General features: G+C 69.1%; 21 protein-coding genes and 1 pseudogene. 9 read left to right on the top strand and 13 right to left on the bottom strand.

Annotated features, from left to right (window positions below; genetic code table 11):
• Window positions 1-149 precede the first annotated feature (149 nt).
• Window positions 150-1,691, bottom strand: a complete 1,542-nt coding sequence (locus tag ACIRGA_RS29805) for a M28 family metallopeptidase (RefSeq protein ID WP_400947074.1) — start codon at window positions 1,689-1,691, stop codon at window positions 150-152.
• 80 nt (window positions 1,692-1,771) lie between these two features.
• Between ACIRGA_RS29805 and ACIRGA_RS29810 the strand changes: the two genes are divergently transcribed.
• The gene (locus ACIRGA_RS29810) at window positions 1,772-2,749 is read left to right on the top strand and encodes an NAD(P)H-quinone oxidoreductase (protein WP_400947077.1); all 978 of its coding nucleotides are present in this window, start codon (window positions 1,772-1,774) and stop codon (window positions 2,747-2,749) included.
• On the opposite strand, the gene ACIRGA_RS29815 is transcribed toward ACIRGA_RS29810, so the two are convergent.
• Window positions 2,746-3,945: a cysteine desulfurase-like protein gene (locus ACIRGA_RS29815; RefSeq protein ID WP_034309809.1), complete on the bottom strand. Its 1,200-nt coding sequence runs from the start codon at window positions 3,943-3,945 to the stop codon at window positions 2,746-2,748. The genes ACIRGA_RS29810 and ACIRGA_RS29815 overlap by 4 nt on opposite strands.
• 134 nt (window positions 3,946-4,079) lie before the next feature.
• Between ACIRGA_RS29815 and ACIRGA_RS29820 the strand changes: the two genes are divergently transcribed.
• Window positions 4,080-4,688 carry a bacterial proteasome activator family protein gene (locus tag ACIRGA_RS29820; protein WP_400947080.1) on the top strand — a complete coding sequence of 203 codons (609 nt, stop codon included), beginning with the start codon at window positions 4,080-4,082 and terminating at the stop codon, window positions 4,686-4,688.
• Window positions 4,689-4,698: 10 nt separating this feature from the next.
• Here ACIRGA_RS29820 and ACIRGA_RS29825 read toward each other — a convergent pair.
• The 3 genes and pseudogenes from ACIRGA_RS29825 to ACIRGA_RS29835 all read right to left on the bottom strand — a co-directional run bounded on the left by ACIRGA_RS29825 (window position 4,699) and on the right by ACIRGA_RS29835 (window position 7,427).
• Window positions 4,699-5,656: pseudogene (locus tag ACIRGA_RS29825) on the bottom strand (epoxide hydrolase family protein).
• Between the two features lie 65 nt (window positions 5,657-5,721).
• Window positions 5,722-6,684 (bottom strand): spore coat protein, encoded by a 963-nt coding sequence (locus ACIRGA_RS29830; RefSeq protein ID WP_400947083.1) that lies wholly within the window; start codon window positions 6,682-6,684, stop codon window positions 5,722-5,724.
• A complete protein-coding gene (locus ACIRGA_RS29835) occupies window positions 6,681-7,427 on the bottom strand; it encodes a cytidylyltransferase domain-containing protein (RefSeq protein WP_400947085.1) in 747 nt (248 codons plus the stop codon). Before ACIRGA_RS29835 ends, ACIRGA_RS29830 begins: the two co-directional genes overlap by 4 nt.
• 49 nt (window positions 7,428-7,476) lie before the next feature.
• Here ACIRGA_RS29835 and pseB point away from each other — a divergent pair, with 49 nt between their 5' ends.
• Entirely contained in the window at window positions 7,477-8,460 is a 984-nt protein-coding gene (gene pseB, locus ACIRGA_RS29840) for a UDP-N-acetylglucosamine 4,6-dehydratase (inverting) (protein WP_400947088.1), read from the top strand.
• A complete protein-coding gene (locus ACIRGA_RS29845; RefSeq protein WP_400947091.1) occupies window positions 8,453-9,586 on the top strand; it encodes a DegT/DnrJ/EryC1/StrS family aminotransferase in 1,134 nt (377 codons plus the stop codon). Before pseB ends, ACIRGA_RS29845 begins: the two co-directional genes overlap by 8 nt.
• 87 nt (window positions 9,587-9,673) lie before the next feature.
• Here ACIRGA_RS29845 and pseI read toward each other — a convergent pair whose 3' ends face one another.
• The 4 genes from pseI to ACIRGA_RS29865 are packed head-to-tail and all read right to left on the bottom strand — an operon-like array spanning window position 9,674 to window position 12,326.
• Window positions 9,674-10,729 (bottom strand): pseudaminic acid synthase, encoded by a 1,056-nt coding sequence (pseI, locus tag ACIRGA_RS29850; protein WP_400947094.1) that lies wholly within the window; start codon window positions 10,727-10,729, stop codon window positions 9,674-9,676.
• A 30-nt stretch (window positions 10,730-10,759) separates the two neighbouring features.
• Window positions 10,760-11,212: a GNAT family N-acetyltransferase gene (locus tag ACIRGA_RS29855; protein ID WP_400947096.1), complete on the bottom strand. Its 453-nt coding sequence runs from the start codon at window positions 11,210-11,212 to the stop codon at window positions 10,760-10,762.
• A 4-nt stretch (window positions 11,213-11,216) separates the two neighbouring features.
• On the bottom strand, window positions 11,217-11,657 hold the full coding sequence (locus ACIRGA_RS29860; protein ID WP_400947098.1) for a hypothetical protein: 441 nt from the start codon (window positions 11,655-11,657) through the stop codon (window positions 11,217-11,219).
• Window positions 11,658-11,696: 39 nt separating this feature from the next.
• Window positions 11,697-12,326, bottom strand: coding sequence for a hypothetical protein (locus ACIRGA_RS29865; protein WP_400947222.1), 630 nt, complete (start codon window positions 12,324-12,326; stop codon window positions 11,697-11,699).
• Between the two features lie 145 nt (window positions 12,327-12,471).
• On the opposite strand from ACIRGA_RS29865, the gene ACIRGA_RS29870 reads away from it, so the two are divergent.
• The 4 genes from ACIRGA_RS29870 to ACIRGA_RS29885 all read left to right on the top strand — a co-directional run bounded on the left by ACIRGA_RS29870 (window position 12,472) and on the right by ACIRGA_RS29885 (window position 16,942).
• A complete protein-coding gene (locus ACIRGA_RS29870; protein WP_400947101.1) occupies window positions 12,472-13,425 on the top strand; it encodes an ABC transporter permease in 954 nt (317 codons plus the stop codon).
• 3 nt (window positions 13,426-13,428) lie between these two features.
• Complete coding sequence (locus ACIRGA_RS29875) at window positions 13,429-14,253, top strand: ABC transporter ATP-binding protein (RefSeq protein ID WP_400947104.1); 825 nt, start codon at window positions 13,429-13,431, stop codon at window positions 14,251-14,253.
• On the top strand, window positions 14,250-15,158 hold the full coding sequence (locus ACIRGA_RS29880; RefSeq protein WP_400947107.1) for a glycosyltransferase: 909 nt from the start codon (window positions 14,250-14,252) through the stop codon (window positions 15,156-15,158). The genes ACIRGA_RS29875 and ACIRGA_RS29880 overlap by 4 nt, the downstream gene beginning before the upstream one ends.
• A gap of 161 nt (window positions 15,159-15,319) precedes the next feature.
• Window positions 15,320-16,942: an arabinofuranosyltransferase gene (locus ACIRGA_RS29885; RefSeq protein ID WP_400947110.1), complete on the top strand. Its 1,623-nt coding sequence runs from the start codon at window positions 15,320-15,322 to the stop codon at window positions 16,940-16,942.
• 55 nt (window positions 16,943-16,997) lie between these two features.
• Here the strand turns inward: ACIRGA_RS29885 and ACIRGA_RS29890 are convergent, their stop codons facing one another.
• The 4 genes from ACIRGA_RS29890 to ACIRGA_RS29905 form a co-directional block, all read right to left on the bottom strand.
• Window positions 16,998-18,461 (bottom strand): hypothetical protein, encoded by a 1,464-nt coding sequence (locus ACIRGA_RS29890; RefSeq protein WP_400947113.1) that lies wholly within the window; start codon window positions 18,459-18,461, stop codon window positions 16,998-17,000.
• A gap of 12 nt (window positions 18,462-18,473) precedes the next feature.
• The gene (locus ACIRGA_RS29895) at window positions 18,474-19,022 is read right to left on the bottom strand and encodes a DUF3558 family protein (RefSeq protein ID WP_400947115.1); all 549 of its coding nucleotides are present in this window, start codon (window positions 19,020-19,022) and stop codon (window positions 18,474-18,476) included.
• A 6-nt stretch (window positions 19,023-19,028) separates the two neighbouring features.
• Window positions 19,029-19,505 carry a hypothetical protein gene (locus ACIRGA_RS29900; protein ID WP_400947117.1) on the bottom strand — a complete coding sequence of 159 codons (477 nt, stop codon included), beginning with the start codon at window positions 19,503-19,505 and terminating at the stop codon, window positions 19,029-19,031.
• A 143-nt stretch (window positions 19,506-19,648) separates the two neighbouring features.
• Window positions 19,649-20,413, bottom strand: coding sequence for an ESX secretion-associated protein EspG (locus tag ACIRGA_RS29905; RefSeq protein WP_400947120.1), 765 nt, complete (start codon window positions 20,411-20,413; stop codon window positions 19,649-19,651).
• A gap of 114 nt (window positions 20,414-20,527) precedes the next feature.
• Between ACIRGA_RS29905 and ACIRGA_RS29910 the strand changes: the two genes are divergently transcribed.
• Window positions 20,528-20,770 carry a hypothetical protein gene (locus ACIRGA_RS29910; RefSeq protein WP_016330689.1) on the top strand — a complete coding sequence of 81 codons (243 nt, stop codon included), beginning with the start codon at window positions 20,528-20,530 and terminating at the stop codon, window positions 20,768-20,770.
• The last annotated feature ends 45 nt before the right edge of the window (window positions 20,771-20,815 follow it).

Below are 20,815 nucleotides of genomic sequence, written 5' to 3' on the forward strand. Positions count from 1 at the left end.
CTGCGGATGATGTGGTACACCCCGGGCTGCCCGCCGGGCGTGCCGGCGGGCTGCGACCCCTGCCCCACAAGGCGCCGGGGCTTAAACCTCGTGGGTGTTGTGTAAGGACGGTTAGAACCGTCCTCACCACTCACGAGGCATTTTGAGGATCAGGCGGCGACGTGGTGGTCGTCAGCCTGGACGGAAGCCGTCATGCTCCGCTGCTGAGACCGCTCGGTCGCGCGAAGGGCCTTCGCCTTCGCGGCCGAAGCACCCGAAACACCGTTGATGTTCGCGGTGCTGGTCGCGTACACGCCCAGCGCCCAGGCGACGGCGTCGGAGTTGCGTTCGAGCGCGACGCGGTCGACGTTGCCGAGGTTGTCGCAGGCCTGGTGGTAGCACTTGTCGTAAGGAACGTCGGCGCTGCCGCCCCACTTGGCCGCCTGCGCCGCGGTCTTCACGCCTTCGGCACCGGTGAACAGGCCACCGGCCGGGATGCCGACCGCGATGAACCGGCCGTAGTCGGAGCGACCGGTGAAGTCCGTGCCCTCGACCGGGACACCCTTGCCCTTCTCGAGGTAGTCCACGAGGGTCTTCTCGAGCTGCGCGGAACCGTACGGGCCCGCACCCGCGCCGACACCGTCGGAGTTGTCACCGTCGTAGGCGAAGTACGCCGCGTTCGGCGAGCCGATCATGTCGTAGTTGAAGTACAGCGCGATGTCGAGCTGCTGCTCGAAGCTCAGCGAGTTGACGTAGTGGGTCGAGCCGACGAGACCGAACTCCTCGGCGCTCCACCAGCCGAAGCGGACGGCGTTGTTGGCCTTGGGCTTGCTGCCCAGCTGCAGCGCGGTCTCCAGCAGCGCGGCGGAACCGGTGCCGTTGTCGTTGATGCCGGGGCCCTCGGTGACGCTGTCGAGATGCGAGCCGAGCATCACGACGTTGTCCTTGCGGCCGGTCTTGGTCTCGGCGATGACGTTGTAGCTGGTCCGCGCCTCCTGGAAGGCACGCAGGTCGAGGGTGACCGAGGTGCCGGCCTTGCCGGCGAGCGCCTGGCCGTCGGCCTGGGTGATGCCGCCGGTCGGGATCTTGCCCGCGGCCGGGTCGCCCAGGGTGCCGTTGACCGGGCCCGGGACGTTGTTGTAGACGATCGCGCCGACGGCACCCGCCGCGGCGGCGGTCGCCTGCTTCTGCGCGAAGGAGCAGCCGCCGCGCTGGATCAGCGCGATCTTGCCGGTGACCCCGCCGGCGTAGTCGGCCGCTTCGCAGCCGCTGGTGTCGTCGACCGGCACCACCGCGAGCGGGGCGGTGATTCCGCCCGTGGGCGTCGACGGGCTGTAGGACATGATGATGATCGGGACGTCGGCGCCCGCGACCGTCAGCTTCTCCGCGAGGGTTTCCGCGTAGGTGAAGGGGAACTCCTGCCGCGTGACCGTGAAGCCCGCCTGCTCCAGCTTCGTGGCGACGTACTCCGCGGACTTCTTGTGTCCTTCGGTGCTGGCGGCGCGGCGGCCGCCGTTCGCGTCCGAGATCCGCTGCAGCGCGATCAGATGCCGGTTGACGTTGTTCACGTCGACCTTGCTGACGAGCTGCTTGGCCAGCGCGGGGCCGTCGAGCCCGGTCGCGGCCGTTGCGGCGGGAGCCATTCCGACCGTGAGCGCGGCGGTGGCCATCACCACGATCGAGGGAACAATGCTTCTTCGCGAATATGACATGGGCGTCACCTTTGTGTGGTTTGCGCCACAGGTCAACCGACGTTCGGCGGACTTTACGACACCGGGATAGGGTCGTTTGTATGTACGCGATCACCATCCGTGAGCCCGGCGAACCCGATGTTCTCGAATGGACCGAGGTCCCCGATCCGGTGGCGGGTGCGGGCGAAGTCGTCATCGAGGTCGCCGCGAGTGCCGTCAACCGTGCTGACCTGCTGCAACGCCAGGGAAACTACCCTCCCCCGCCGGGGGCCAGCGAAATCATCGGACTCGAATGTTCGGGCACGATCGCCGAAATCGGCGAAGGCGTCGAAGGGTGGCGAATCGGCGACGAAGTTTGTGCTTTGCTCGCCGGTGGCGGCTATGGGCAAAAGGTCGCCGTTCCGGCGGGACAACTGCTTCCGCTCCCCGCCGAAGTCGAATTGCTCGCGGCCGCCGGACTGCCGGAAGTCGCGTGCACGGTGTGGGCGAATGTGGTGATGCACGCCGGCCTGTCCGAGGGTGACGTCCTGCTCGTCCACGGCGGCGCGGGCGGCATCGGCACGCACGCGATCCAGGTCGCCAAGGCGCTCGGCGCGACGGTCGCGGTGACCGCGGGTTCGGAAGAGCGGCTGGAGAGCTGCCGCCAGCTCGGCGCCGACATCGCGATCAACTACAAGGAGCAGGACTTCGTCGAGGTCCTGCGCGCCGAGACCGGCGGTGCGAACGTCATCCTCGACAACATGGGCGCCAAGTACCTCGGCCGCAACGTCGACGCGCTGGCCATGGACGGCAGGCTGGTGATCATCGGCATGCAGGGCGGCGTCAAGGGCGAGCTGAACATCGGCAAGCTGATGGGCAAACGGGCGAGCGTGTTCGGCGCGGGCCTGCGTTCGCGGCCACTGGAGCAGAAGGCGGCGATCGTCGCCGACGTCCGCGAGCGGCTGTGGCCGTTGGTGGAGCAGGGTTCCGTGAAGCCGATCGTCGGTCAGGTCGTCCCGATGGCCGAAGCCGCCGCCGCGCACCGCGCGCTCGAAGACGGCACGGTTTTCGGCAAGATCCTGCTTGCCGCGAAGTCTTAGCGGATCTCTTCCAGCACCCGGACGAGCTGATTGACCTCGAAGACGTTCGAGTAGTGCGCGAGCCCGATGCGGACGGCGCCGCCGACTTCGGCGGCGCCGAGCGAGCCGAAGACGCCGCTCGTGCCGTCGTCCGCGAAGGCGCAAAGCCCCTGCGACGCCAGGTATTCGGCGACCTCGGGCGCCTTCTTGCCCGCGACGGCGAAGGCCAGCGCGGGGATCCTGCGCATGGCGTCGCCGATGACCATGACGTGCCGCAGCGAACGCAGCTCCGTGGACAGCTGTGCCAGAAGTCCCGCGTGGTACGACTTCGCCGAGCCCAGCGACGTCACCAGCTTCTCGCGCCGCGAGCCCATCGCGGCATCGTCCAAACCGGCCAGATAGTCGATCGACGCGATCAGCCCGGCCAGCAACGGATACGCGTGCGGCCCCAGCTCCATCCGGGCCGGACCGCGCGCGGCCGGGTCGAGCGACACGGACGGCAGGCGTTCGAGGAGTTCCGGGTCGCGGAAGACCAGCGCCCCCACCGACGGCCCGCCCCAGGCCTGGGCCGAAACCACCATCACGTCGGCGCCGAGCGCGTTGAGGTCGAGCGGCACGAACGGCGCCGCGTACGTCGCGTCGACGACGACCAGCGCGCCGACGCGTTTCGCGAACTCGATCACCGTCGGGACGTCGGGCCGGGTGCCGACCGAACCGGACGCGAGCGTGACCGCGACGGCCTTGGTGCGCGCGGAGACGAGGTTCTCGTACTGCCAGGCGGGCAGCTCGCAGGTCTCGATGTCGATCTCGCCCCAGCGCACGACCGCGCCGACGCGTTTCGCCGCGCGGCGCCACGGCGCGAGGTTGGCCTCCTCGTCGAGCCGGGAGACGACGACCTCGTCGCCGATGGTCCAGCGATCGGCCATCGCGTCGACGAGACGGCGGATGAGATCGGGCGCGTTGGGGCCGAGCACGACTCCGGCCGGATCGGCGCCGACCAGGTCGGCGACCGCCCGGCGAGCGGCCGTGACAATGCTTTCCGCGCGCTGGGAGGCCGGAAACGCTCCACCCGGCCCGGACACCGGAGCGCGCATGGCCGTGGATACGGCCGAAGCGACCTGTTCAGGTACGAGCATTCCGGCGGCGCCGTCGAAGTGAATCCAGCCGTCACCCAGCGCGGGAAACAACCCACGGATACGAGCGACGTCGAACGCCATGGGGACACCGTACGGACGTGCGGTTTGGCGCTTTACCCGGGGTTGGCTGCCTGACCACGGGGTGCGACGATTCCCGCTACGCTCGGAGACGGCGCCGAAAACCACACTGCGCTTCGCGCCCCACGTAGGCCAGGATGGAGCACATGACCGACCCAGTTTCCCGCGAATCGAACACCCCCGGTGACGGCGGCGGAGACTCCCCACACCATGTGGTGGTCGTCGGCCCCGACGGCACTCCGGTCGGCACCGCGCGCATCGCCTCCCCCGGCTCCGACTCCGGCGAAGAGCCGCAGGAGGAGTCACTCGGCGACCTCGTCGAGGAACCCGCCAAGGTGATGCGCATCGGCACGATGATCAAACAGCTGCTGGAGGAGGTCCGCGCCGCGCCGCTGGACGACGCCAGCCGCACCCGTGTGCGTGAGATCCACCAGACCTCCATCCGCGAGCTGGAGCAGGCGCTCGCGCCCGAGCTGCAGGACGAGCTGGAGCGGCTCGTGCGGCCGTTCACCGAGAACTCGACGCCGTCCGATGCCGAACTGCGGATCGCGCAGGCGCAGCTCGTCGGCTGGCTGGAAGGGCTGTTCAGCGGCATCCAGACCGCGCTGTTCGCGCAGCAGATGGCGGCTCGGGTGCAGCTGGAGCAGATGCGGCGGGGGCTTCCGGCGGGTCCGTCCGCGGGCGGCGCCGCTTTGGGTGGGCACGGTGCCGCCGGCGAGTCTCACGGGCCCGGCCAGTACCTCTGACGCGCGCTGGTCAGCGCAGCGGCCGGAAGAACGTCCGCAGGTCTTCGATGAGCAGGTCCGGCACCTCCAGCCCCGGGAAGTGACCGCCTCGGTCCGGAGTGGACCAGTGCACGACGTTGTCGGTGCGCTCGGCGAGGTGCCGGATCGGCAGGCCGGTGTCCTTCGGGAACACGGCCACGCCGGTGGGCACTGTGGACCGTGGCGGCTCCTGGCCCCAAGCCGGGCCCAGCGAGGCGTAGATCCGCGAAGACGAGTTCGCCGGCCTGGAACTCCCGCCCGCGCGCCAAAGCCGCCTCGCCCCGCGCGAGTTCGTCGCCGGTGAGCCCCGCGAGATCCGCCTCGCTCCGGGGCACCGCGTGCGGCAGCATCGTCAGATGCGCGCCGATCACCCGCTCCGGGCACCGGACGCCCACCACGCGCGACACGATCGCGCCCCAGTCGCCGCCGTGCAGCCCGAACCGCTCGTACCCGAGCCGCGACAGCAGCACCGTCCAGGCGTCCGCGGTCCGGTCGGAACCCCAGTCCGCCTCGGTCGTCGGCCCGGAGAACCCGAACCCCGGCAGCGACGGGACGACGACGTGGAACGCGTCCCCGGGGTCACCGCCGTACGCGCGCGGGTCCGACAGCGGACCGATGACGTCCAGGAATTCCACAATGGACCCCGGCCAGCCGTGCGTGAGCACCAGCGGGATCGCGTCCGGCTCCGGTGACCGCGCGTGCAGGAAGTGGACGTTCGCGCCGTCGATGTTCGTCAGGAATCCGGGGAAACCGTTGAGGCGCTCCTCATGGGCGCGCCAGTCGTAGCGGAGCCGCCAGTACTCGGCGAGCTCCTGGAGGTACCCGAGCGGCGTCCCGAGCCCCCAGCCGACGCCGTCGATCTCGTCCGGCCAGCGGGTGTTCGCCAGCCGGGCGGAGAGGTCGTCGAGGTCGCGCTGGGGGACGGCGATCGTGAAAGGCGTGATGGTCATGGGGACGACGGTAGGGAGGATCGAGGACAGCCGCGGTCCTCGATTCAGGTCAGACTTCCCTGTCCTCAGCCAACGAGGACTTGCAGCCGGTCCAGCACGCGATCCACGCCATGGCCGTCCACGACGGACGCCGCCGTCTCCGAGAACCTCCGCCGGGTCTCCCGGTCCAGCAGCAAGGTCCGCAGCGTCTCGACGACATCGTCGTCCAGAGCCGCCGCGCTCCCCAGCCCGGCAGCCAGCCCGAGATCCAGCGCACCCCGATAGCCGGTCTCCTGGTTGTCGACCAGCTTCACCACGCCGGTCGGCACACCGAGGCAGCACAACTCCAGCAGCGTGACGCCGGCCGCGCTCACCGCCACGTCCGTCTCCACGAGCAGATCCAGCAACCCCGGCCCGGGCGGTGCGACACGGAATTCCTGGCCGGGCAAGGCCTCCGGCATCGCGGGTTCGCCGCGCACGAGGACATCGGCGACGAAGGGCAGTTCCGTGTCGCGCAAGGCGTGCAGGAGCGCGCTGACCGTCCCCGCCCATTCCGTCCCGCCGCCGAGCACCACGGTCACGTGCGGCCGGTCGGTCTCCTCGCGGCCGCGGCGCTTCTCCCGCGCACTGCGGACGACGTCTCGCATCGGCGCGTACTCCACACCCCTGAGCAGCTCGCCGGAGCCGTCGTCGGGCCGCAGCTCGGGAGCGAAGGCGCAGTCGACGACGAGGTCCGCCGCGCGCCTGCCGAACACGTCGTCTTCGACGGACACCAGCAGCGCGCCCGCGGCGTTGACCTCTTCCCGCAGCTCGCCGAGACCGTAGTGATCGACGACCACCGCGTCGAAGCCCTCGAAGGGCGCGGACGGCACTATCGGAACCGAGAGCTCGCCGAACCGGGACGCCAGCCATTCGGCGTTGTCCACCCGGCCCGAGAACACGACCTCCCAGCCTCGCGCGACGGCGCGTTCGGCGTAGGCGACCATGCGCGAGACGTGCCCGGCGCCGATCGACGGCGAGGCGTCTGCCCGGAGCAGCAGCCGGGTCATCGGGCGACCTTCTTCTGCTCGACGTGCGCGTTGAGCTTCACCAGGTCGGGCCGCGCGCGCAGCAGGGAGACCACTTCTCGCCAGTCGCCCACGCGGTCGCCCAGTTCGGCCACGATTCCTTCGATGACCGCCCAGTCCTCGGCGGTGTCCAAGGTCACGCGCAGGTCGTCGGCGGGCGGGCTGACGACGATCCCGGCGCACGAGTACCGCTCCGGGTTCGCGTAGACGCCGGAAGTCACGTGCTCGCGGTCGGCGCCCCGGGCCGTCTCGATCTGTTCGGCGAGCACCCCGGCGCGCACGAGTTCGGCGTCGAAACCGCGCGGCAGGGTGCGCACCAGCACGGTGCTCAGGTAGTCCAGCGACGGCTGCGCGCGCCACTGCGCCACGAGCTGGCCGATGAGATGGGGATCCAGCAGCGGGCAGTCGGCCGTGAGCCGCACCACCGCGTCGGCCGGGTACGACTCGATAGCGACCGCGAAGCGCGCGAGCACGTCGTCGAGCGGGCCTCTCGCGACCAGGGCGCCGTGCCGGGCGGCCTCCTCGGCCACCGCGTCGTCTTCGGTCTCCGTCGAGGTCGCGACCACGACGTTGTCGATCCCCGGCGAAGCAGCGGCGGCCCGGACGACCCAGCCGAGCACACTCCGGCCCGCCAGCGGACGGAGGACTTTGCCAGGTAGCCGGGTGGACGACGCGCGTGCCTGGATGACGGCGTTGACCACGTGGGCCCCGGGGGCTGGATCCATGGGTGACATGATGGCGTGCGGCAGTGGCACCGAAACGCGGAGGTCGACGATGTCCGAGCTGGATGGCTCCAGCATCCTGCTCACCGGCGGGACCGGTTCGTTCGGCAAGGCGTTCATCACCTACGCCCTGGCCGAGCTGAACCCGCGACGGCTGGTCGTGCTCTCCCGCGACGAGCTCAAGCAGTACGAAGCGCGCCAGCAGTTCGACAACGACCCGCGGCTGCGCTGGTTCATCGGCGACATCCGGGATCGCCGCCGCCTCGAGCGCGCGATGCACGGCGTCGACTACGTGGTGCACGCCGCGGCGCTCAAGCAGGTCGACACCGGTGAGTACAACCCGTTCGAATTCGTGCAGACCAACGTCGTCGGCTCGCAGCACGTCATCGAGGCCGCGATCGACACGGGCGTGAAGAAGGTCGTCGCGCTGTCGACGGACAAGGCGTCCAGCCCGATCAACCTCTACGGCGCCACGAAACTGTGCGCCGACCGGATGTTCATCAGCGCGAACCACTACGCCGCGACGCATCCGACCAGGTTCTCCGTGGTCCGCTACGGCAACGTGATGGGCTCGCGCGGCAGCGTGATCCCGTTCTTCCGCGCGCTCGCGGCCAAGGGCGAGTCGCTGCCGATCACGCACAAGGAGATGACCCGCTTCTGGATCACGCTCCCGCAGGCCGTGCAGTTCGTGGTCGACTCCTTCGAGCAGATGAACGGCGGCGAGCTGTACGTGCCGCGTATCCCGAGCATGCGGCTGGTCGATCTCGCGCAGGCGATCGCGCCCGGTTCGCCGATGCACGAGGTCGGCATCCGCCCCGGCGAGAAGCTGCACGAAGAGATGATCGCCCCCGACGACGCCCGCCGGACCGTGCGGCTCAGCGACCGGTACGTCGTCCAGCCGCATATCGCGGGCTGGGGCTACGAACCGCCGACCGGCGGCGAGGCCGTGCCGGAGAACTTCGCCTATCGCTCGGACACCAACGACCTGTGGCTCGACGCGGACGAGCTGCGCGACCTGGTCGAGCAGTATGGGTGACTTCCTCCCCTATGGCCGCCAATCCGTTTCGGACGAGGACATCGCCGCCGTCACCGAGGTGCTGCGCGGCGACTGGCTGACCACCGGCCCCGCCGTCACGCGCTTCGAAGAAGACCTCGCGGAGCACACCGGCGGTACGCCCGCGGTAGCCGTCACCTCGGGCACGGCGGCGCTGCACGTCGCGTACGCGGCGGCCGGGATCGGCCCCGGTGACGAGGTCGTCACCTCGCCGATGACGTTCGTCGCCACCGCCGCGACGGCCGCGCTGCTCGGCGGCAAGGTCGTCTTCGCCGACGTCGAAGCCGACACCGGCAACCTCGACCCGGCGGCGGCTTCGGCGGCCGTCACCTCGCGGACCAAGGTCGTGGCGGCCGTGGACTACGCCGGCCACCCGGCGGAATTGGACGAACTCGGCCGCATCGCCCGTGACAACGGCGCGCTGCTGCTGGAGGACGCCGCGCATTCCGTCGGCGGCAGCTGGCAGGGCAGGCCGGTCGGCTCGCTCGCCGACCTCACGACGTTCTCCTTCTTCCCCACCAAGAACCTCACCACGGCCGAAGGCGGCGCGGTGATCGCGGGTTCGGACGAGCTGCTGGCGCGCGCCCGGGGTTTCCGCAATCACGGCCTGGTGCGGGACAAGGCGGCACAGCGGTATCCGGACGAAGGCGCGTGGCACCAGGAGGTGCACGAGTTCGGCCTCAACTACCGGTTGCCGGATGTGTTGTGCGCCTTGGGAAGCAGTCAGCTGCGCCGGCTCGCCGAGTTCAAGAAGCGGCGCGCCGAGATCCACGCGCGGTACACCGCCGAGCTGTCCTCTTTGGACGGTGTTCTCACACCCGCTGTGCGCGAAGGCGCGGATCCGGTGTGGCACCTGTACCCGCTGCGAGTCCTCGAAGGACGCCGTCGCGCGCTGTTCGATCACTTGCGCGCCAAGGGAATCGGTGTGCAGGTCAACTACATCCCCGCGTACTGGCACCCGGTCTTCGAGGATCTCGGGTACCAGCGCGGGATGTGCCCGAACGCGGAGCTGTACTACAGCCAGGAGCTTTCGCTGCCGCTGTTCCCCGCGTTGACCGACGCCGACGTGGACCGCGTCATCGACGAGGTACAGACGTTCTTCGGCTAGAGCTGAAGGGGACCATAGCCGCATAACACGCGGTGAAGGGCGCTTTCGTCGCATCACATGCGGGGAAAGCGTCCTTCAGCCATTCCGCTAGATCAGGCCCCAGGTGAGCGCGGTGCCCTTCGGGACATCGGACGAGAAAGTACGGCCGAGCACGTTCACGATCTCGGCGGGCGCCAGCCCACCGGCGGGCCGGATCGAGCGGACGTTCTCCCGCGTCACCGTGTCCCCGGCGCGCACATCTTCGACGACGTACAGGGAACGCCGCAGCCGCAGGCCTTCCTTCTCGCTCTCGCGCGGCCCGATCACCGCCGCGCCCAGCGCTTCCCAGGCGCGGTGCGATTCGGTGACCAGCGCGGCCAGTTCGGCGGGCTCCAGGGAGAACTCCGAGTCGACACCGCCGTCGCTCCTGGCCAGCGTCACGTGCTTTTCGATGGCGACGGCGCCGAGGGCGACGGCCGCGAGCGGGGCGCCGATGCCGGGCGTGTGGTCCGACAGGCCGACGAGCGTCCCGGTCACGCCCGCCAGGACGGGCAGGCCACGCAGGTTGCTCTCGCTGGGCGACGCCGGATAGCTGGCGGTGCAGCCGAGCACGATCAACTGGTCGTTGCCCGCCTCACGCGCGGTCCGGACCGCCGCGTCGATCTCGGCGACGCTGGCCATCCCGGTCGAGATGATCAGCGGTTTGCCGGTCTTCGCGCACAGCTCGATCAGCGGCAGGTCGACGATCTCCGACGACGCGATCTTGTACGCGGGCGCGTCCAGCGACTCCAGCAGCTCGACGGCGGTGGGGTCGAACGGGCTGGAGAAGATCTCCAGGCCGCGGGCACGGGCGCGCTCGAACAGCGGCTCGTGCCATTCCCACGGCGTGTGCGCGCGCTCGTAGAGCTTGTAGAGGTTCTCGCCGCCCCACAGCGAATGCGAGTCGCTGACCCGGAAAGCGGGCGCGTCGACGTCGATCGTGATCGTGTCCGGCCGGTAGGTCTGCAGTTTGACCGCCTGCGCGCCGGTTTCGGCGATCGCGTCGACGATCTCCAGCGCCCGGGCGAGCTCGCCGTTGTGGTTACCGGACATTTCGGCGATGACGAACGGCGGATGCCCGGCTCCGATGCGGTGCGCGCCGATCCGGACTTCCTGTGCTGACATGGGCGAAACGCCTCCCTGACGACGGTCTGGTCAGGACACAGTCTTACGCAGCTTCCGGAAACCGTCGACGGCAGGCGCGACCTCGGCGTAGCCCGCCCGGTCGAAGAGCGCGGCCGACGCCGCGTTGTCCTGATGCACGGCGGCGACCACCTCACGCGCCCGGTGACCGGCGGTGAAGGCACGCTCGCCCTCCGCCAGTACCGAGGCCGACAGGCCGCGACCCCGGCTCTCCGGCGCGAGCGTGATGCTGACCTCCCACACACCGTCGCGCTCGCGGTCGAACCGGACGGTGCCGACCGGGACCCCGTCGAGTTCGACGACGTAAAGCACCCTGTCCGGCGACGCCAGCACGCCACGCAGCCAGGCGGAATGCTCGTCCAGCGTGATCACGCCGGTCGAACGGGACGCCTGACGGGTACGTGGGTCGTTCCGCCAGCCGAGCAGCAACGCGGCGTCGGCCTCCGTGGCCTCGCGAGCCAGCACGGGGTTACTGCGTCTGCTCGATGGTTTCGCGCTGACGGTCTTCGATGCGGCGCAGCCGGTCCTCGTACCGGGCGATCCCGGCGAGCCGGACACGGATCTGGGCGTGCTGGCGCTGGATCTCCTGGATCAGGCTGCGCGCTTCGGCCAGTTCGGGCTTGTCGGCGTGCGCCGGCAGCGACAGCGACTCGCGCAGATCCTCCAGCTGGGCCTCCTGGGCCGCGACGCTCGGGATCAGGCGGTCCAGCTCGGCGCGGGTCCAGCGCAGGTCGCCGCGGGCGTGCTCGAGGCCGCTCTCGGCGCCGTCGAGCCGTCGGCGGTGGTCCGCGGTGGCGTGTTCCAGGTCGTTGACACGCCCGTTGAGGTCGCGGAGCCGCTCGTCGATCCGGAAGTCGATGAGCCGGGCGATCCGGCCGATCACGCCGCTGCGGAGTTTCTGCACTGCCATGGGGAGTGGTTCCTTCTCGGAGTGGGGCTGGCTGGGAGTTCAGCGCAGGAGTTCGGTTTCGCCGGTCTTCGTCCACGAGTCCAGCAGCCTGCCCTCGGCGGCGATCCGGTGTTCGGGTCCGACGATGCAGGAGTCGCCCGCGGCGTGCTCCCAGTGGGTCTGGGCCGGGTCGTCGATGAACGAGAACCCGGACAGGACCAGCGTGGCGTGCGGGAACGACGTGCGCGCGATCCACGCGGCCAGCGTCCCGGTGGTCGACCACAGGCCCTCTTCGCGGCTGGGCAGCCCGAGCGCGTCGGAAAGCGGCAAGACGACCTCGCGGTTCGGCACCGGCACGTAACCGAGGTCACCGGGCCACCAGCCGGGGATGTCTTCGGGTTCCCAGTGCATCCTGCCCGGCTCGACCAGCAGGTAGAGCCGCTTGCGGTAGTCACGGAAGACGTGTTTGGTGGCGCGGACGGCGCGATTGAACACGACGGCGTGCACCCGGCTGCCGACCGCCTCGGGCCCACCCGGCTCGTCCACGACGAAGCCGTTGACGCGGATCACGAGGTCACAGGCGTCGATGGCCTTCGCCCGCCGGGGATCCGGCGGAAGCGGCTGATTCCCGACCACGGCCACCGAACGGGGCTCCGGCCGGTCGGCGTAGGCGGCGAGCAGATTGACCATCAGGCTCGCCTCGCCGAGTGCGGCAGTCATGAGGGCAGAAAGTACCAGCACACGCACCGCGTTCGGGTGCGAATCCGACGGTAGCTTTCCGTGGTCGGGACGGGGCGTCCCAGGCATCATCGGCCCCATCGGTACCCTCGTTCCCGTGCATGCCACCAGCACGGTTCACGCCGCCGACGGTGCTGCGCCGACCTCGGTTCCGCCGATTTCGGACAGCAAGACCTTTTCGCGCGCGTTCGCCGACATCAAGACCGGTTTCGCCGCCAAAGAGCTGTGGGGACACCTCGGCTGGCAGGACATCAAGCAGCGCTATCGCCGCTCGGTGATCGGCCCGTTCTGGATCACCATCAGCCAGGGTGTCATCGCGCTGGGCCTGGGACTTCTGTACTCGCAGCTGTTCCACATGCCGACGGCGACGTTCCTGCCCTACATCAGCACCGGGTTCATCATCTGGGGCTTCATCAGCGGGTGCCTGTCCGAGGGCATGGAGACCTTCATCTCCAACGAGGGGCTGATCAAACAGCTCCCGGCGCCGCTGTCGGTCTACGTGCTGCGGACGGTGTGGCGCCAGACCTTGATGCTGATGCACAACCTGATCGTCTACGTGATCGTCGTCGCGATCTTCTTCACTTCGCTCAACCACCAGTACTCGCTGAACACCGGCAACTGCGATCCGGGCTTCTCCGGCATCTGCCACCCCGGCATCGGCTGGTACTCGCTCACCGCGATCCCCGGTTTCTTCATGCTCGCCCTGAACGCCGGCTGGGTCACCCTGCTGCTGGGCATCATCTCGACCCGCTACCGCGACATCCCGCAGGTGATCAGCTCGATCATCCAGCTGCTGTTCTACATGACGCCGATCGTGTGGCCGGTCGACCAGCTGATGGCGGGCGGCGCGCGGGTCGACACCTCGTGGGCACTGCCGTTCGTCCACGGCAACCCGTTGTTCCACTTCATCCAGATCGTGCGCGCACCGTTGATCGGGCAGGAAGTCAGCATCAACAGCTGGTACGTGGTGATCGGCTTCACCGTCGTCGGCTGGATCCTCGCGCTGGTCGCGATGCGCAATTACCGTTCCCGCGTCTCTTATTGGGTGTGACAGATGGTCAGCATTGATGTGCACAACGCCTACGTCGACTTCCCCATTTTCGACGCGAAGACCCGCTCCATGAAGAAGAAGGTGCTGGGCAAGGTCGGCGGCAAGATCGGTACCGAGACCAAGGTGCCGATCATCGAAGCCCTGCACGACGTGACGCTCCAGCTGAAAGAGGGCGACCGCGTCGGGCTCGTCGGCCACAACGGCGCCGGGAAGTCGACGCTGCTGCGGCTGCTGTCCGGGATCTACGAGCCCACCCGCGGTTCGGCGAAGATCTCCGGCAAGATCGCACCGGTCTTCGACCTCGGCATCGGCATGGACCCGGAGATCTCCGGTCTGGAGAACATCATCATCCGCGGCCTGTTCCTCGGGATGACCGCGAAGCAGATGGAAGCCCGCGTTGACGACATCGCCGAGTTCACCGAACTCGGGGACTATCTGCAGATGCCGTTGCGGACGTACTCGACCGGTATGCGGGTGCGCCTGGCGCTGGGCGTGGTCACCTCGATCGACCCGGAGATCCTGATCCTCGACGAGGGCATCGGCGCGGTCGACGCGGCGTTCCTCAACAAGGCCAAGGACCGGCTGAAGGCGCTGGTGAAGCGGTCGGGCATCCTGGTGTTCGCCAGCCACTCGGACGAGTTCCTCTTCGAGCTCTGCGACTCCGCCATCTGGATGGACGAGGGGCACGTCAAGCAGCGCGGTTCGCTGCGCGAGGTGCTCACCGGCTACAAGGGGCGCGACCCGTTCGAGAACATGAGCAAGGAAACGCTGGAGCGCTTCGGCATCGAGCCGGAGACGGTCTCGACGACGAACGGCGGCCAAGGATGACCAGCGAGACCCGGCAGTTGCCCGAAGGCGCCGTCGTCGGCGTGGTCGTCACGCGCCATCGACGGGAACTGCTCGCGGACTCGCTCAAGGTGATCGCCGCGCAGACCCGGCCGGTCGACCACCTCGTCGTGGTCGACAACGGGCCGGACAAGTCGGCGCGGGACATCGTCGAGAACTACCCGCTTCCCTTCACGTACCTGCCTTCGCACCGCAACCTCGGTGGCGCGGGCGGGTTCGCGCTCGGCATGTTGCACGCGCTTTCCCTGGGCGCGGACTGGATCTGGCTGGCCGACGACGACGGCCGTCCCGCCGACGAGAACGTCCTCGCGATCCTGCTGGACGAAGCCGAGAAGCGGGATCTGGCCGAGATCTCCCCGGTGGTCACCAACATCGACGCGCCGGACAAGCTCGCGTTCCCGTTGCGGCGCGGGCTGACCTGGAAGCGTTCGTCGTCGGAGCTGGGCACCGACTTCCTGCCCGGGATCGCCTCGCTGATGAACGGCGCACTGTTCCGAGCGTCCACTTTGGACGTCGTCGGCGTGCCGGATCTGCGGCTGTTCTTCCGCGGCGACGAGGTCGAACTGCACCGGCGCCTGGTGCGTTCCGGGCTGCCGTTCGGCACCTCGCTCAAGACCGCGTACCTGCACCCGGACGGCTCGGACGAGTTCAAGCCGATGCTGGGCGGCCGGTTCCACGCGCAGGATCCGGAAAACGAGGTCAAGCGCTACTACACCTACCGGAACCGTGGATATCTGCTGTCCCAGCCGGGAATGCGCAAGATCGGCGCGCTCGAAGTGCTGCGGTTCGGCCTTTACTTCGTCGGCGTGAAGCGGGATCCGAAGGCGTTCCTGCAGTGGCTCAAGCTGGTTCGCCAGGGCCGCAAGGAGAAGTTCTACCGCTACTGAGCGATATCGGGCCGGTGGCCGGGCAACCTGTGCCCGGCCACCGGCGTGCTCAGCTCGTGAACCCACCTGTACTCGCGCTGGAAACCACCGAAGCGAGACCTAGATCCAGACACAGACCCAGACCTCGGTTCGACGGGAATTTCGTCGTCATCGGGCTGGTCGTGGCTCTGTTCGCGGTCATCGCCTGGAACCGAAGATGGGTGTGCGACGACGGGCTCATCGTCTTGCGGACCGTGCAGAACCTCCTGGACGGCAACGGCCCGGTCTTCAACGCCGGTGAACGCGTCGAAGCGAACACCAGCACCCTTTGGACATACCTCCTCGTACCCGCCGGCTTCCTCGGCATCCGGCTCGAATGGGCCGCCGTGGTTCTCGGCCTGTTCTTCGCGGTCGCCGGGATGGCGCTCGGCCTCGATGGCGCGCGGCGCCTGCATCCCTCGAAACCGATCGTGCCGGCCGGAGCACTCTTGCTTCTCGGCCTCTCCCCGTTCTGGGACTTCGCGACATCGGGTCTCGAAACCGGCCTCGTCACCTGCTGGCTCGCCGGGATGTGGTGGCTCCTGGTCCGCCACGCCACCCGCCCCGGCACGCGGGAATGGGCGACGGTCTTCGTTCTCGGCCTCGGCCCGTTGGTCCGCCCCGAATTCGCACTGGTGACGGCGCTGGGGGGCGTCGCCTTGCTCCTCATCGTCAAGCCGGGCTGGAAACGCGCCCTGCTTTGGATCCTCGTGGGCGGCGCGCTGCCGGTCGGTTACCAGATCTTCCGCATGGGCTACTACGGCCTGATCACTCCGAACACCGCGCTGGCGAAGGAAGCCTCGAAGGCCCGCTGGGACCGGGGCTTCTACTACATCGCCGATCTGCTCGACCCGTACCTGCTGGCGATCCCGCTGCTCACGCTGGTGGTCGTCGCGGCCTTGGTGCTCCGCGGGCTGACGCGTGCGACGACCATCGTGGTCGTGCTGCCCGTCGTCGCCGCGCTCGCCCTGCTCTTCTACGTCACACGCGTCGGCGGCGACTACATGCACGGCCGGATGCTGCTTCCGTCGCTCTTGCTGCTCCTCCTCCCGGTGCTCGCCGTACCGCTGAGCAAGTGGACCGCGCTGCCGGTGCTGGTGCTCGGCGTCTGGGCCGTGGTGAGCGGGGGCTGGTTGCGGGCGCCCTCGGCGATCGAGCACAAGATCGGCGCCCACGCCATCACCGATTCCCGCGTCTTCTGGCTCGACACCACGGGCAAGGCGCATCCGATCCTGGCCGATGACGCCGCTCGAGCCACTGGGTACCTGCCGGAGCTGGCCGAGGCCATGGAAGGCAAGCAGGGACCGGTCGTCGCGGTGTCGGTCTACGATCGCTGGCTCGTCGTACCGGCGCGGGAGCGGACCGTGGTCTCCTCTCCGGGCGCGCTCGGCTTCCCCGGCATGCTGCTGTCCTCCGGCTACAAGGTGGTCGACGACCTCGGCTTGGCCGCCCCGCTGGCGTCGCACTCGATCTCGATCGAAGGCGGGGCGATGGGGCACGACAAGCGGCTCTCCGTCGCCTGGACCATCGCGGACGCCGGCCGGGGCACGCCGGAGGAACTGTCCGCGGCGACCGGGGGCGTAGTACCCGCGGAGGAGATCGCGTCCGCGAGGCGTTCCCTCGCACGGCCCGAGATCCGGGAAATGCTGGCTTCCGTGCGCGCACCGCTGACCGGAAGCCGGTTCTGGGACAACCTCGTGCACTCGGTCGGCCGGTCCGCCCTGCGCTACGACCGCGACCCGTACGTCGCCCAGCACGGGCGCTGAACAGCAAAGGGCCCTTCCTCGCGCCTAGTGCGAGGAAGGGCCCTTTCGCGTACGTCTACTCGCCGATGACCGGCGGCGCGGTGCGCATGTCGGTCCCGAAGACCTCGTCGGGGTCGCCCTCGACGAGGTACGTCGGACGCTGGTGCTCGGTGTCCTCGTCCCCCTCCGACTGCTGACCGCGGCCACCCATACCGCCGCCCATCCCCGGCCCGCCGCGACCGCCGGCGCCACCGCCGAGACCGCCCATACCGCGGCCCGCGGCCGCTTCGGCGGCACCGACGCCGCCGGGACGGGCAGCGCCGGACGCGGAACCCGAACCGGGCGTGGAACCGCCGCCGCTGCCCGGACCGAACCCGCTTCCGCCGCCACCGCGACCGGTGCGGCTGTTGTACTCCGAGTCGCCCATGCCGCCGCCCATCATCGGCGGCGCCATCGGCATCGGGCTCACCGGCATCGCGGTGTTGTTGTTGGGGCCGGGCGTGGTGATCGGCGCCGGGCCGTTCTGGTAGCCGGACGGCGTGGTGCCCGACGGAAGGCTGCCGGACCCCGTGGTGCTGCCCGGACCGGGCAGGTTGGAGCCGTAGCCGCCGCCACCGCCTCCTCCACCGCCGTTACCCCCGCCACCGCTGCCGGGCGGGATGTAGGTGTTGCCGGGGTGGTTGGAGCCGGGCGTGTTCGAGCCGGGCGGAACCTGGTACGGCTGCGACCTGCCCGGCTCGCCGGTACCGCCACCGCCGTCGACCCCGAACTTCGGCGGCTCGGCGAACACCGGCTGCTTCGACGCGGCGTCGTACAAGGACTTGTCGTAGCTGTTCATGGCGGAGGCCGCCTGAGTGTGGGCCTCCTGGCTGTCCTTCTGCTTCTGGATGGACTTGTCGATGTTCTCGCCCAGGTTGAACGGGTTCGACGTCATCCACCCCCCGACCTCGTCCTTCCAGTTGAAGGGGATCGGTTTGGGCATCGTGTTCTTCACGGTGGAGGCCGCGGTGCCCTGGTCGTAGATCGTCTCGGAGGCGAGCTTGGCGTTCTGGGAGTTCGCCTCGGACCATTTGCTGAGGCTCTTGAAGTAGCCCTGCGCGTTGCCCGCCGCGTCACCTTCCCAGGTGCCCTGCGAAGCGGTGACGGCCTGGTCCATCGTCCGCGAGAAGGTGTCGAAGGCCTTGTGCAGGTCGTGGTAGGCCGTGGAGACCTGGGTGACCTGCTCGACGTTCAGGTCCGTGTTGACGAACTGTTCGAGCTTCTCGTGGTCGTAGCCGAGGTAGTCGCCGTTCGGCGGCTCGAGCCCCTCGACGTACTTGACGTCGCCGTTGCTGGTCAGCTGGTCGACGTTCTTGTCGCCGACCTCCTGCGACTGCTGGTGGGCCTTCCCGGAGGCGAGGAACCGGTTGACCGCGCCGAACAGCCAGCCGTCACTGGGGTCGACGCCCTCCTGTGCCTTCTGCTGGTAGTACGCGTCGCGAGCCGCCGGCGAAAGGTCGGAGACCTGCTGCTCGCTCAGGTTCGGTGTCTTGGTGGTCATCCTGGTTCCCCCTTAGCCCTTCGGAAGCTTCGGTTCGACGATGTCGGCGACCTTCTCTGCGATCCCGCAGGCCTTTTCGGCGTCGTCGGCCGCGACCAGGAGATCGACCCTCGCGGCCGGGCCGAGTTCGAGCGCCATCAGGCACCCTCCCGGCGGCCTGGGCGCGCGGACCGCCTTGCGCCCGTTGACGTTGCCGGTGGTCTTGCCGGTGCCGGAGTCGCTCACCGTGTCGAGACCCTGTGTGTCACGGACACCCACGCCGATCGAGAGGGTCTCCGAGGCTGTCGCCGCCTCTTTGTTCAACGTGCAGAGCCGGGCTCCGCCCGCGTTTTCACTCGACGGCGGCTTGAAGGTCCCGTAGGACGCCAAGTCCGCCGCGCTGACGAGCGAACACGGATCGATCGACGCGGTGTCCCCGCCGGACGTAGGCGCGGCACTGGAAGCGCTCGACTGCGCTGGAGGAGCCGACGGCGCGGGGCTGGCGCTGCCCGGCTTCTCGCTGGAGCACGCGGCCAGTACCAGGGCGGCCGCGGCGAGCGGCAGCACACAGAGTTTCTTCATCGTCCCTCAAGGCCTGATCTTCTTGGTGGCGTCGATCGCGCGGTCTTCGACGCCCTTGTACAGCCCGGCGGCCCTGGCCAGCGCCTCGTCGGCGTCCTTGACCACCTGCTCGAACTGCCCGATGATCGCGTTCGCGGAGTTGGCGGACTGAGCGGCGCCCTTGTGGTCGTGGGCGGCGACCGCCTTGCCGTACGGGTGACCGCCCAGCTGCGGGGCCTCGTTCAGCGCCATGGTCTTGATCTTCAGCGCGCTGAGCTCTTCGGACATGTTCGCGAGCGCCTCACGCAGGGGCTTGACGCCTTCCTCGGTGATCTTGAAGCCGCCGCTCTTGGCGGCCGCGACCAGCTTCTGGGTCTCCGCGCTCACCTTGGCGATCGCGGCCTGGTTCAGCCCACCCGCCGCCACGTAGCCGGCGGCCGCCGCCCCCAAGGCGCCGATCGCGTAGCTCGGTGCCGCCTGTCCGCTGTCCGCTTCGAAAGCCATCGCCCGCCCCACTGCATCGTCTGCTCGCCCGTGCGTATCGCCCGGCAGTCTACTAGCCGGGCACTCGGCGCGACGGTGATTCCCCGATCGCCGAAGATCTCCGGAACTGTGACGAAACGGGCGTCACCCCGGTTCCCCGTGGTTCAGAACTGCCCTTCGAGCTGGGCATACAGCTGTTGCGCGATCCTCGCGTTGTCAGCGGGAGCGTAGGTGAGCCAGCTTTGCCCGTCGGTGGCCTGGCGCGAGGTCATCATGAAGCGGCCGGCTTCGGTGTCGAACCACGCCAGCGGCGGGAACACCTGACCGCCGCGGATGAACACGCTGAACTGGCCCACGCGCGTCTTCGGCTTCTCGAAGATCCGCTCCACCTGCCGCAGCTGCGGGTTCGACCCGTGCGACCGTGGTCCGCTGACCTTGGCGAAGGGGTCGTACGCGTCGTCGTTGCGAGGTCGCTTCGGCGCGCTCGCCGGCTTCGCGATGGTGACCGACTGACCGGGACCCGCCGGAGTGAGCGGCAGCAGGTCGACGATCGACGCCACGATCGCGGTCGGCCTGGTCTCCTCGAACACGAGCAGGTTCTCTTCCTGGCGCACGACGACCGCGAACTGCCCGTCCGTCGCCGCCCGCGCGAACAGCTGCTTGTCCTTGTCCATCTGCGCGACCGCCCAGACGGCGAGCTGCGGATTGGCGAAGGTGGCGATCGCGAGTTCGACGTCGGCGTCGAGCCTGCCGCCGCGCATCAGGCCGCGGCCTTCGAGGTCGCGGAAGACGGCCTCGCGCACCATCGCGCGCTGATCGGTCGTCGTGCCGATGTGCGGGATCTCGAACGGGACGGGCGCCGGCCCGAACCGGCCGTGCTCGAGCAGGATGTCCACCGCCGCCAGCGACAGCGAGAACGAATGCGGCATCGCCATTTCCCCCCGCGGGTGTCTTGTCCGTCGGGATGAAGGTAGTCCACGCGCCCGATACGCCCGCAGCGAACCCGCTTGCCCGGCCGTGATCAAGGCTGGTGCCATGGATTCATGGCAGACCAGAAACCCGCGCTCGTCCTCCATCTCGCCACCGGCGGGGAGCCGCTGCTCTTCGCGCTCACGACGGAAGAAACCGAACGGCTGACCAAGGATCTCTCGCATTTCGTCCGCACCGGTTCGGTACAGACGATCCAGACGAGGGACGACTCGGAGGTGGCGATCAATTTCTCCCACGTCGCCGCCGCCTACATCGACGACCTGAACCGTAAAACGAGAGTGTTCGGCCTCCACTGAGAACTCGGGCGCGGCTCTAACGCGGCGAAAGGGCCCTTCACCGCA

The organism is Amycolatopsis sp. NPDC102389 (assembly GCF_044765885.1).
Classification (GTDB): Bacteria; Actinomycetota; Actinomycetes; order Mycobacteriales; family Pseudonocardiaceae; genus Amycolatopsis.

Bases quoted from the DNA above. Each gene is read 5' to 3' on its own strand.
- ACIRGA_RS29805 (WP_400947074.1), bottom strand. From the start codon at position 1,691: ATGTCATATTCGCGAAGAAGCATTGTTCCCTCGATCGTGGTGATGGCC.
- ACIRGA_RS29810 (WP_400947077.1), top strand. From the start codon at position 1,772: ATGTACGCGATCACCATCCGTGAGCCCGGCGAACCCGATGTTCTCGAA.
- ACIRGA_RS29815 (WP_034309809.1), bottom strand. From the start codon at position 3,945: ATGGCGTTCGACGTCGCTCGTATCCGTGGGTTGTTTCCCGCGCTGGGT.
- ACIRGA_RS29820 (WP_400947080.1), top strand. From the start codon at position 4,080: ATGGAGCACATGACCGACCCAGTTTCCCGCGAATCGAACACCCCCGGT.
- ACIRGA_RS29830 (WP_400947083.1), bottom strand. From the start codon at position 6,684: ATGACCCGGCTGCTGCTCCGGGCAGACGCCTCGCCGTCGATCGGCGCC.
- ACIRGA_RS29835 (WP_400947085.1), bottom strand. From the start codon at position 7,427: ATGGATCCAGCCCCCGGGGCCCACGTGGTCAACGCCGTCATCCAGGCA.
- pseB (WP_400947088.1), top strand. From the start codon at position 7,477: ATGTCCGAGCTGGATGGCTCCAGCATCCTGCTCACCGGCGGGACCGGT.
- ACIRGA_RS29845 (WP_400947091.1), top strand. From the start codon at position 8,453: ATGGGTGACTTCCTCCCCTATGGCCGCCAATCCGTTTCGGACGAGGAC.
- pseI (WP_400947094.1), bottom strand. From the start codon at position 10,729: ATGTCAGCACAGGAAGTCCGGATCGGCGCGCACCGCATCGGAGCCGGG.
- ACIRGA_RS29860 (WP_400947098.1), bottom strand. From the start codon at position 11,657: ATGGCAGTGCAGAAACTCCGCAGCGGCGTGATCGGCCGGATCGCCCGG.
- ACIRGA_RS29865 (WP_400947222.1), bottom strand. From the start codon at position 12,326: ATGGTCAATCTGCTCGCCGCCTACGCCGACCGGCCGGAGCCCCGTTCG.
- ACIRGA_RS29875 (WP_400947104.1), top strand. From the start codon at position 13,429: ATGGTCAGCATTGATGTGCACAACGCCTACGTCGACTTCCCCATTTTC.
- ACIRGA_RS29880 (WP_400947107.1), top strand. From the start codon at position 14,250: ATGACCAGCGAGACCCGGCAGTTGCCCGAAGGCGCCGTCGTCGGCGTG.
- ACIRGA_RS29890 (WP_400947113.1), bottom strand. From the start codon at position 18,461: ATGACCACCAAGACACCGAACCTGAGCGAGCAGCAGGTCTCCGACCTT.
- ACIRGA_RS29895 (WP_400947115.1), bottom strand. From the start codon at position 19,022: ATGAAGAAACTCTGTGTGCTGCCGCTCGCCGCGGCCGCCCTGGTACTG.
- ACIRGA_RS29900 (WP_400947117.1), bottom strand. From the start codon at position 19,505: ATGGCTTTCGAAGCGGACAGCGGACAGGCGGCACCGAGCTACGCGATC.
- ACIRGA_RS29905 (WP_400947120.1), bottom strand. From the start codon at position 20,413: ATGCCGCATTCGTTCTCGCTGTCGCTGGCGGCGGTGGACATCCTGCTC.
- ACIRGA_RS29910 (WP_016330689.1), top strand. From the start codon at position 20,528: ATGGCAGACCAGAAACCCGCGCTCGTCCTCCATCTCGCCACCGGCGGG.